We start from the raw sequence: 9,654 nt of genomic DNA, 5'->3' as shown, positions 1-9,654 counted from the left end.
TGCCCTGTCCGGCTGCACCGGAGCCGACGATCCGACACCCGATTATCGCTATCGCCTGAGGGTCGAGGTCGAGACGCCCGAGGGGCTCAAGACCGGCTCCAGCGTGATCGCGGTTGAACAGAGGCTGGGCCGTTCGGGCAGTTCCCCCCTCAATCGGGCGATCAGGTACAGGGTTCGGGGCGAGGCGGTCGCGGTCGACCTGCCTGGGGGGCAGACCCTGTTTGCGCTGCTGCGCTCCGAAAACGATGTTCAATGGTCCGCACGGGTCATGCAGATGCTCGCGCCGGATATCGACGGCGAGGAATGGGAAGACGTGTTCGATAATGTGCTGCTCTTGGAAGGTCCGGTCGAAGTCCCGCGCCGGTGGACCGAAGATGGCCTGATGAAAGGGCAGTCTGCCTATCCGATGCTGGTGACGTTCGGCGACGAGGCCGATCCGACCAGCGTCGAGCGGGTCGATCCCGACGATCTGTCCGCGAGTTTTGGCGAGGGAGTGGAGCTACAGCGCATCACCGTCGAACTCACTGACGAACCGGTGACGACCGGAATTGAAGAGCGGTTGGGGTGGTTAAGTGAGACACAAGGCGCAATCGGAAAAATTCCTATGTCAGAACGGCCTCCAAGCGGGATCGCCTTACCCCTTCATGCCACTCTAAGCGAAACAGCTTTCCGTAAAAGGGCAAAGAAATGAACTCAGACGTCTTTCTCTCGCTCCTAGCGCTCGACTCTTATAATCGAGGGTATGGAGCGGGCCTTAACGACCTGGATTTTCGCGCAAACGTAACGAAGATCGGCAACGCCACGATTAAGACTGACAGCGAAATCGAGCTCGGAGATGATGCGGAGCAAGCAGGCTTCTACGCCATCGCCTATGAGTGGCGGGACCCGGAAGATGGAGAACTCAAGACCGTCATCTCCTATCGCGGGACCAGCTTCGACGACTGGCCTGCCACCAATGACATCACGAACGGATGGACGCTGGACGCTGGGCGCTGGGCGCTAGGCGCTAGGCGCTGGCTGTGCAGCCGCCGGTCAGGCCGCGCTCGCCATCGATTTCGACCAGGACTTGACCGGTGGCGCGATCCGGCGCGCTGGCGAGAGAATAGTCCGAACGCACGACCTTCGGATTGCCCCCGTTCGTTCGCAACAAGGCGCCAGGACCGAACAACAGGCAGACCGCGCTTGCGCACACTGGACGCCACTCGAACGCGCATTGCCGGTCATTTGGCCAGAGGTGCGATCTCAAACAATTGATAGGTCGGGTTGAAACCGGATTGCGTTCCCGTCCCGACCGCGTGAACATCGTTTAGCCACGAATAGCGCTTGTCTCCGCATTCGAAGCGGGCCCGTGTCGAGAGACTGTAGCTGTCGTCTGCCAAGACCTCTCCCCGGGCAAGGGCGGGCAACGCGCCGGGCTCTCCCCTGAACTCGCCCTGATAAGTCAGATAGATTTTCGCGCCATCACCGGTTTCCATGATCAGCCGGACGTCAATCTCCATCCGGCTGTCGCCATGGGCAAGCACCCAGTCGGCGCCGTGCAGAACGCGGCCCGACAATCGCTCTCCCGCGAACGTGCCCGATACCACCGGGACGATCGAACGCAGGCCGGAGCCGGTGCTGCCGATGATCGCAGCGCCCGGAGCGTCGACGGTCAGCTTGAGCGTCAGCAGGTGACGATGTGAGAGGGCCTCCATCGGCTCAATCGGCGGCCATGTACGCATCTAGCGTCTTGTGGAAATGACGAATGCGGCTCTCCTGATAGGAGGCTAGCGTCGCACCTGGTTTACGCGTGGTGCGCAGGCCCTTCTGGATACGCTTGAGATTGTCCGTGTCCTGATCGATGACCATGGCAGACGAGCCCAAGGCTTCGACGGTCGACCAGTCCTCATCCTCGGTCAGCCAGACCGTGCGCGGCGCGGGCGGATGAGAGCCGTCCTCGGCTTTCGGGAACAGGAAATAGATTTCCATGATCGAGCGCTCCGGATCATCGCCATAGGGTCGGAAGCGATATCCAGCCGACAGTCCAAGTCCGCCATAGGGAACAAAGTTCGGAAACACCGTGTACTGAATCAGATCGAGCGCCACAGTATCGGATACTTGAGACACGTCGCGCTTCGACGCCGCCGATATCTTCTTGCGCGCGACCTCGGCAAATCTTTCTCTGGGCGACTGTCCTTCAACAACGGGATCCGACGACTTGTAGAACGGGATATCCCGCTCCATCAACGTGCGGGTCTTTTCGGGATCGGTATCGGGCACCGCCGGGCTTGGCACTCCCTGAGCGCTGATCATTCGATTGATATGCCGAACACCGGGATAGGTGTCGTACTGGGTGTTGCTGTCACCATAATAGGGCAGCGATTGCGGGTGCGCGTAGGGGACGTGATACGCCTCGACGAAGGCTTCCGCGCTGAGCTTCCAATTGCACGGCATGATCTTGGCGACGTGGATCGCCTTGTAGCGGTTTTCCAGGTCGTAATCGGCAAAGTGCTCCGGGAGGATCTCGAGATAGGACAGCAGATCTTCGCAGTCCTGGTCGAAATTGATGAATACAAAGCCGCCCCAGGTATCGACCTTCGCTTCGGGCAGGCTGAATTCTTTCCAGTCGACATGCTGGAAATCCCAGGCTTCCGGAATGTGATCGAGCGTGCCGTCGAGCGCCCAGGTGAAGCCGTGGAACGGGCAGCGGAATTTCTTCACGCACCCACCTTCCTTGCGCAGCATCGTTCCGCGATGGAGGCACGCGTTGATATAGGCCTTGATGTCCTTGGGACCCGGCCCGGTCCGCACGACAATCAGCGAATCGTGGACGATGTTATAAACAATGTGGCTGCCGACATCGGGGATGTCTTCCAGTCGGCACGCCCATTGCCAGGTCCTGCGCCACACCTTTTCGACTTCCTTGTCGTGATATTCCTTCGAGAAGTACCGTTCGATCGGAATGTCTTCATTGCCCATGTCGATGCGCGATTCTTCGCGCATATGCGCCGGCGGGGCGATCTTGTCGGATTCGTAGATTTCCTGGAGCGAAGGGTGAGGACGGTCGGCAGGGCCATCCGAGCGATGTTCCAGTCCTGTGTAGATGTCCGCTGTGACCTTTGTCATTGTCCTGCAAGCTCCCTCTATGATCTGGTCGGCACGGCTGATAACACGCAAACAGACCGGTTGGTATGTTTTATTGCTCAGGCAGTTATCGAAGTGAAGGGGTGATCATGAGCGAAGCGCTAGCGAGGCGCACGCAGCAGCAGCGCAGCGAAAGCACAAAGGCCCTTTTGCTGGAAGCAACGCTGGATCTGATCGCTGCCATGGGCTGGGCCAATGCCAGCACGGCCGCTATCTGCGAGCGCGCGGGCGTTTCGCGCGGCGCGCAAACGCACCATTTCCCCGCGAAAACAGACCTTCTGATTGCCGCAATCAAACGGAACACCAGCCGCTTTGACGAAGAATTCGAACAGAGAACCGGTCTCGACGGCTCACCTCGGCTGCCTCTCGACGAGTATCTTGACCTGCTTTGGCAAGGTAGCCAGCAACCTGGATTCCTTGAGTGCTGGATCGAAGCGTTGGTCGCAGCGCGGACCGATCCCGACCTTCGCGAGCGTGTCGCGGACATTGACGCTCGCGCCATCGGGGCGATGAAGGAGCAGAGCGCCAGGACGGACGCGGCCGTCACACCCGATTCGGACCTCTACGATCTGATCGAGCTGACAATCTATCTCTTGCGGGGAATGGCGCTCCAACGCGGGGTTCACGCGAGCGAAGCGAATCAGAAGAGACTGTTTGAGCTTTGGAGCGCCTTGGTGCGCAATCATCTGGACCAGAACAACCGCGACCCGGGCTGAAAGAAACCCAGCGCGACAATCTCGCCGTCCGCCGATATCGCCAGATTCCCGTGGAACCGAAACCCAGGGGTCGTCTGTTAAGGCTACCAAGCAGGGGGCAGTCTTTGCGGTTCATGTCTGATGTATTGCCGGCGAGGGAACTGGCAGCCGCGGTCCCTTCGCGGCCTGCGGCTGCCAACCCCCCGTGTTTCTGGCGCCTCGATATGAGCGCCGGACTCTCTAGTATCTCACCCTAGAATCTTACTCGAATTCCCGCCGTTCCACCAAAGCTGGTGAAGTCTTCCGAGACGTCGCTTTCGACCTCGAAGAAACCGCTGACCGGCCCTGTTCCAAACAGGGTCACGCCCGCTTCGAAGCGGGCGTAAGTGCCGATTGGGTTGTTGCGCAGCGCGAGCTCGTCCGGGCCGAGCACATAGCGCATGAGCCCTTCGCCCTCGAACTCATGAACCACGCTCCCGCCAACATAGTAGCCAACGTTGGTTCCGTTCGACCTGCGACCTTGCCCGCCGAGGCGCAGGCCGGCTTGGCCGCGCAACCCGTCCATATCCTCGAACGTGAAACGCGAGTCCGTCAGCTCGATATCCTCCAGATTTGTCTGCTGGTAATCCACGCTGACCTGCGGTTCGAGGAAGAAGCCTCCATCGCCAAACCGGTAGGCCATCTGCGCGTGGACGCCCCAGGCATCGCCATCCGCATCGCCGATCCATCCCAGACTGTCTGTATCGTTGAGGTCGCCCGAAATGGAATCGTATTTGATCAGGCCATCGGCATGGAAGCCGCCCGACCTGTACGATGCCGATAGCCCGACATTGAAGACATCGAACCGAGCGCCGTTACCGCGGGCATCGAAGCTGACGTCGGAACTGAGATAACCCGCTGTGATCCCAAGGCCCATGCCACCATCCGCGCTTGCGATTAGATCATAGCCGGTTTGAAAGCCGAAATAGTCCTGGTCGTAATCAAGATCGCCCGGGCTGCTTCCTGGCAGACCTGCAAAGCTGCTGTCATCCTCACGATCCGATGCGTTGCCGTAAAAGGCCATCCAGAACGGCGAGCGGTTCTCTGGATCGAAGCGCGTGGCGGCGCGGTGCTGCATCCACGCATCGGTGCTGCGGTACCATAAGGACTGAGCGGCTTCGGCAATCTTGGTGCCCTCCGCAACCGCAGACGAGAAGCTCCGCCCAAGCAGGTAGTCATCGCTCACCGCATCGAAGGTCAGATCGATGTGCAGGAAGGGAGAAAGGCCGACCACATCGTCGGCAAGCGCAAAGGCGCCGGCATCGCTGCCGCTGCCCGCATCCACGACCACGATATCGCCACCCAGACCAGGAGCGCTGGTCACGTCGCTGACTTCGATCAACGTCGTCCCGGTGGCGGCCCCCGAGATTGTCAGCACATCGGCGGTGCCGCTGAAATCCACATCCACATCCAGGCTGCCATTGTTGCCGACATAGTCGCCGGTTAGCGAGAGGCTGCCGGTTGCAGCGCCATTGGTAAAGCTGATGCGACCGCTATTGGCCGTCGTTTCCAGACCGGTCACCACAGCTGTATTGGCAACCGCAATTACACCGCTCGCGGTGTTGACAAAGCTGTCCGTCCCCAACCCGAAATCGCTTGTCTGACTGGCCTCGAAGCGGCCGGAATTGGTGAAACTGTCATTGTCGGCGCCCAGCTGAAATGGCGCGCTGACCGTGCCGGTGTTTTCAACGGTGATCGGGCCGGTGTTTGCGCCGCTGGCAAACAGCGACCAGGTGCCTCCCGACAAAACACCGTCATTAACGACATCCACCGCGCCGCCGGTGGTCGACACATTTGCTCCGCTGAAATCGCCGGAAGTCGTTCCGTCCAGCTCAAGCGCGATCGTCCCGACGCCGTCGGTCAACGCTGAGATACCATTGGTCAAGCCCGAAACATCGCCCGTGCCGGTGATCGCGATATTGCCCCCGGCGCCGCCGGTTGCATTGGCGAGAATGCCATTGCCGCCCGCGCCCTGGATCCTTTCGATGTCAAAGATGGCGATCGCGCCGCCGTTTGACGTGACATCGATACCATCGCCCGCCAGGCCAACCACGCTATCCAAATTGCCAACCGCGATATCAGCGCCGTTCGTGCTGATTACGATGCCATCGGTGCCGCCGGTGACTGTTCCAGAACTGCCCGAGACCGCAACGCTCGCCGAAGTGCCGGTGGAATTCGCCTGGATCCCAGCGACCGCAGTGCCCACAACGTCGGCGGTGGACGCCAGGGTTATGCTGGTCGTGCCGTCCGTTGCGAAGGTTTCGATCCCGACATTGCCCCCGCTGACATCATCAGTTGTGATCGCGATTGCACCGGCGACTGTCTCCGACACCGATATTCCGGTGGTGCCGCCGATGACGCTGCCGGCGGTGCTGTCTACGGTAACCCCGCCGCCATTGGATATGCCAATGATGCCTGTCTCAAGCCTGCTGGTGACATCGGCGCTCGTAACCATCACGGCTCCGGCGCCCACATCTCGGGCGAATATCCCATCGTCATCGCCCGCTACGGTCCCTGCGACGGTGTCGATGGTGATCCCGCCGCCCCTGGCTTCTGCCTGAATGCCATCGTCGCCAGAACCGGTCACATCGGCGCTGCTGACCGAGACCGCTCCACTGTCGAACTCCAGCGCGACGATACCATCGAGGCCGCCAGTTACGCTTCCTGCGGTGCTATCGATGACAACCCCGCCACCGTTGGACGATGCCTCAATCCCGTCATCGGTGACGCCCGTTACGTCGGCGGTCGTGACAGAGACGGCTCCGGCGCCCGAATCTCGCGCGAAAATACCATCCTGATCGCCAGTCACGCTCCCCGCCGTGGAGTCGATGGTGTTGCCACCACCATTGCTTTCGGTGTGTATCCCATCGTCAGTCTGGCCGTTGACATCGCCAGTTGTAACAGAAACCGCCCCACCAGCAGTATCCTCAGCGAAGATACCATCGGCGAAGATACCACTATTGCCGCTTGTTACGCTCCCCGCGCTGCTATCAACGGTCACGCCGCCGCCAGCGGATGTTGCGCGGATGCCGCTAAGGATGTTGGCCGTCACATCGGCGCTGACAACCGAGACTGCTCCCGTTCCGAGATCTTCTGCCCTGATCCCATAATCTTCACCGGCAACGCTTCCGGCGCTGCTGTCAACAGTGATACCGCCGCCATCGGCCAAGGCGCTGATACCGTCATCGTTTGCGCCGGCTACATCGGCACTGATGACCGACAGCGCCCCCCCCGCAACATCTTGCACGACAATTCCATGCCCTCCAGCAGAAACGCTCCCCGCGCTGCTGTCGATAGTGATGCCACCACCGACGGATGTGGCGAGGATTCCGTTCGCGAAGCCGCCGGTGACATCAGCAGCGGTGATAGATATCGATCCTGCACCATTGATATCAGCGAAGATACCGTCGCTGGTGCCATCGACACCGCCCGCACTGCTATCGATAGTGATGTCACCGCCACTGGATATTGCGGCTATGCCGCTACTGCCATCGCCGGTCGCATTGGCGCTGATGATGGAGATCGCACCTGTTCCAGTATCTTGTGCGAAAATGCCATTGTTGTCGCCAGTCACGTTCCCAGCACTGCTGTCTACCGTGACACCGCCACCCAGCGAGATGGCGGCTATACCATCAGCGCTGTAGCCGGTTACATCAGCAGAGGTCACGGATACCGCCCCGGAGCCGAAACTCTGTGCGAATATCCCGTAGACGTCGCCAGTGACGCTCCCCGCGCTGCTATCCACGGTGACACCGCCGCCGCTCGATTGCGCAACGATGCCATCGCCATTTACTCCCGTGACATCGGCGCTGGTGACCGATACGGCTCCACCAGTCGCATCTTCAGCGAAAATGCCATCGTTGTCGCCTGTTACGCTCCCAGCGCTGCTGTCCACGGTGACCCCGCCGGTGTTGGTTACGGCAAAGATGCCATCGCCACTCTCGCCGATTACATCGGCGCTGATGACTGACACCGCGCCCGTCCCGAAGTCTTGTACGAAGATACCAAAATCTGCTCCGAAGATGCGTCCCGCGCTGCTGTCCACGGTAATTCCGCCGCCGATGGCGTAGGCTTCGATACCGTCTCCGTTTATTCCCGTCACATTGGCGCTGGTAACGGACACCGCTCCCCCCGAAAGATCCCGTGCAAGGATGCCAACAGCTTCAGCTGTGACGCTTCCCTCGCTGCTGTCGACGGTGACGCCGCCGCCGGTCGATATTGCCACTATGCCCTCGTCGTTGATACCTGTGACATCGGCGGTGATGACCGAGACAGCTCCTGCTCCGGTATCTTGTGCGTTAATGCCATTGAATCCACCCGTGACGCTCCCCGCGCTGCTGTCCACGGTAACGCCGCCGCCATTCGATTGCGCGACGATGCCGTCATTGAGTGTTCCGGTCACATCGGCGCTGGTGACCGAGATCGCTCCGCCGACATTGTCTCGCGCGAGGATCCCATAGTTGCTGCCCGATACGCTCCCTGCGCTGCTATCGATGGTGACACCGCCGCCACCGGATGTGGCTTCAATGCCATCGTCGGTCGCTCCGGTCACATCCGCGGTGGTCACGGATACTGCGTCAGCGCCAAGTGTCCGTGCACGTACCCCATCGATGGTGCCCGTGACGGTGCCCGCGCTGCTATCGACTGTAATAGTACCACCAATGCCCAGAGCCTCGATGCCGTCCCCATTATTGCCGGTAACATCGGCGCTGATGACAGTGACTGATCCTGATCCAGGGTTGTTCACGAAGATACCGCGACCACCGCCCACGACGCTTCCCGCGCTGGTGTCCACGATAATATCACCGGCGCCAAGGGCGAATATGGCATCATTGGTTGCAGCGGTTACGTCTGCGGTCGTAATCGAGATCGCTCCCAAAGCGCTCGTTTGCGCCAGGATACCGTGAAGCTCGCCCGTGACGCTCCCCGCGGTGCTGTCGATGGTTATTCCGCCGACACCGGATGTTGCATCAATGCCAACGCTGTTGCTGTTACCTGTTGCGGTTACATTGGCGCTGATGATCGACACCGCCCCAGCGCCGCTGGTGTCTGCGACTATTCCTCGGGTAACGCCCGCGACACTGCCCGCGCTGCTGTCGACGTCGACATCGCCGCCATTGGAGCTGGCGACGATGCCCTGGCCGAATGTCGCTGTCACGTCGGCGGTTGTGACCGATACGTTTCCGGTACCGTTCTCTGACGCATTTATGCCTTGGCTGCCTGTGACGTCGCCTTGAGTGCTGTCAATGGTGAGACCGCCGCCACTTGTCAGCGCGGAGATGCCAGCACCCGCCAAGTTGTTGACCGTGGTGGGCGTGTTGGCATCACCGATGATGATGGTAATATCGTCGGCTGTCGTGGCGACGCCCGGCACTTCTCCCGGAGCCGGGACGACGCAGGTGATGGTTTCGCCCGGATCGGCGCTGCCATTGTTGTTTGTATCATCGCACTCAGCCGGAATTGCCTGCGAAAGTGCAGGACTGCTGACTGCAAACAGAGCAAAGGGGGCCACCCCCCAGCGCAAGGCCGATCGGCTTACGCGAAGGCTCGCCCTCCTAACGGGAACGCGCGCTTGGCTTGCACCCAATACGCGGCGCTTCGCAAGGTCCTGAAGCTCTTTGGTTTGGCCTTCGTGCGGGGGGTTGTCTTGCTTGGGCCTCGTTTCACCAGACGACAGAAAGTTCACCCGCTTAGAACGCAAATCCATGGTCGAACGCATCGCTTGTCCCTCCAGCTTTTCATCGCTCGGAAAAGCCATGGGACCGGACAAAGAGCGGCGCGCGCCACCATCCCCCCA

6 protein-coding genes are annotated in these 9,654 nt (G+C 60.5%); 2 read left to right on the top strand and 4 right to left on the bottom strand.

The features are described 5' to 3' along the window. Window positions 1-691, top strand: a 691-nt coding sequence (locus tag QNI87_RS08535) for a hypothetical protein (protein WP_300595753.1), incomplete at its 5' end; no start/stop codon positions are given. A 315-nt stretch (window positions 692-1,006) separates the two neighbouring features. Here the strand turns inward: QNI87_RS08535 and QNI87_RS08530 are convergent. From QNI87_RS08530 to QNI87_RS08520, 3 genes are read right to left on the bottom strand one after another with little or no spacing between them, the layout of a single operon-like run. Further along, entirely contained in the window at window positions 1,007-1,168 is a 162-nt protein-coding gene (locus QNI87_RS08530; RefSeq protein ID WP_300595752.1) for a hypothetical protein, read from the bottom strand. Window positions 1,169-1,220: 52 nt separating this feature from the next. Then, window positions 1,221-1,721, bottom strand: coding sequence for a DUF3237 domain-containing protein (locus QNI87_RS08525; protein ID WP_300595751.1), 501 nt, complete (start codon window positions 1,719-1,721; stop codon window positions 1,221-1,223). After that, on the bottom strand, window positions 1,699-3,105 hold the full coding sequence (locus QNI87_RS08520; protein WP_300595750.1) for an aromatic ring-hydroxylating dioxygenase subunit alpha: 1,407 nt from the start codon (window positions 3,103-3,105) through the stop codon (window positions 1,699-1,701). Before QNI87_RS08520 ends, QNI87_RS08525 begins: the two co-directional genes overlap by 23 nt. 107 nt (window positions 3,106-3,212) lie before the next feature. Between QNI87_RS08520 and QNI87_RS08515 the strand changes: the two genes are divergently transcribed. Beyond that, entirely contained in the window at window positions 3,213-3,839 is a 627-nt protein-coding gene (locus tag QNI87_RS08515; protein WP_300595749.1) for a TetR/AcrR family transcriptional regulator, read from the top strand. Between the two features lie 232 nt (window positions 3,840-4,071). Here QNI87_RS08515 and QNI87_RS08510 read toward each other — a convergent pair whose 3' ends face one another. Continuing rightward, window positions 4,072-9,369, bottom strand: coding sequence for an autotransporter outer membrane beta-barrel domain-containing protein (locus QNI87_RS08510; protein ID WP_300595748.1), 5,298 nt, complete (start codon window positions 9,367-9,369; stop codon window positions 4,072-4,074). Between the last annotated feature and the right edge of the window lie 285 nt (window positions 9,370-9,654).

It is taken from the genome of Erythrobacter sp., from assembly GCF_030066995.1.
Taxonomy (GTDB): domain Bacteria; phylum Pseudomonadota; class Alphaproteobacteria; order Sphingomonadales; family Sphingomonadaceae; genus Erythrobacter.
The sequence above is the reverse complement of the archived record's forward strand: the minus strand, read 5'-3'. Positions and strand labels throughout refer to the sequence as shown.

Bases quoted from the DNA above. Each gene is read 5' to 3' on its own strand.
- QNI87_RS08520 (WP_300595750.1), bottom strand. From the start codon at position 3,105: ATGACAAAGGTCACAGCGGACATCTACACAGGACTGGAACATCGCTCG.
- QNI87_RS08515 (WP_300595749.1), top strand. From the start codon at position 3,213: ATGAGCGAAGCGCTAGCGAGGCGCACGCAGCAGCAGCGCAGCGAAAGC.
- QNI87_RS08525 (WP_300595751.1), bottom strand. From the start codon at position 1,721: ATGCGTACATGGCCGCCGATTGAGCCGATGGAGGCCCTCTCACATCGT.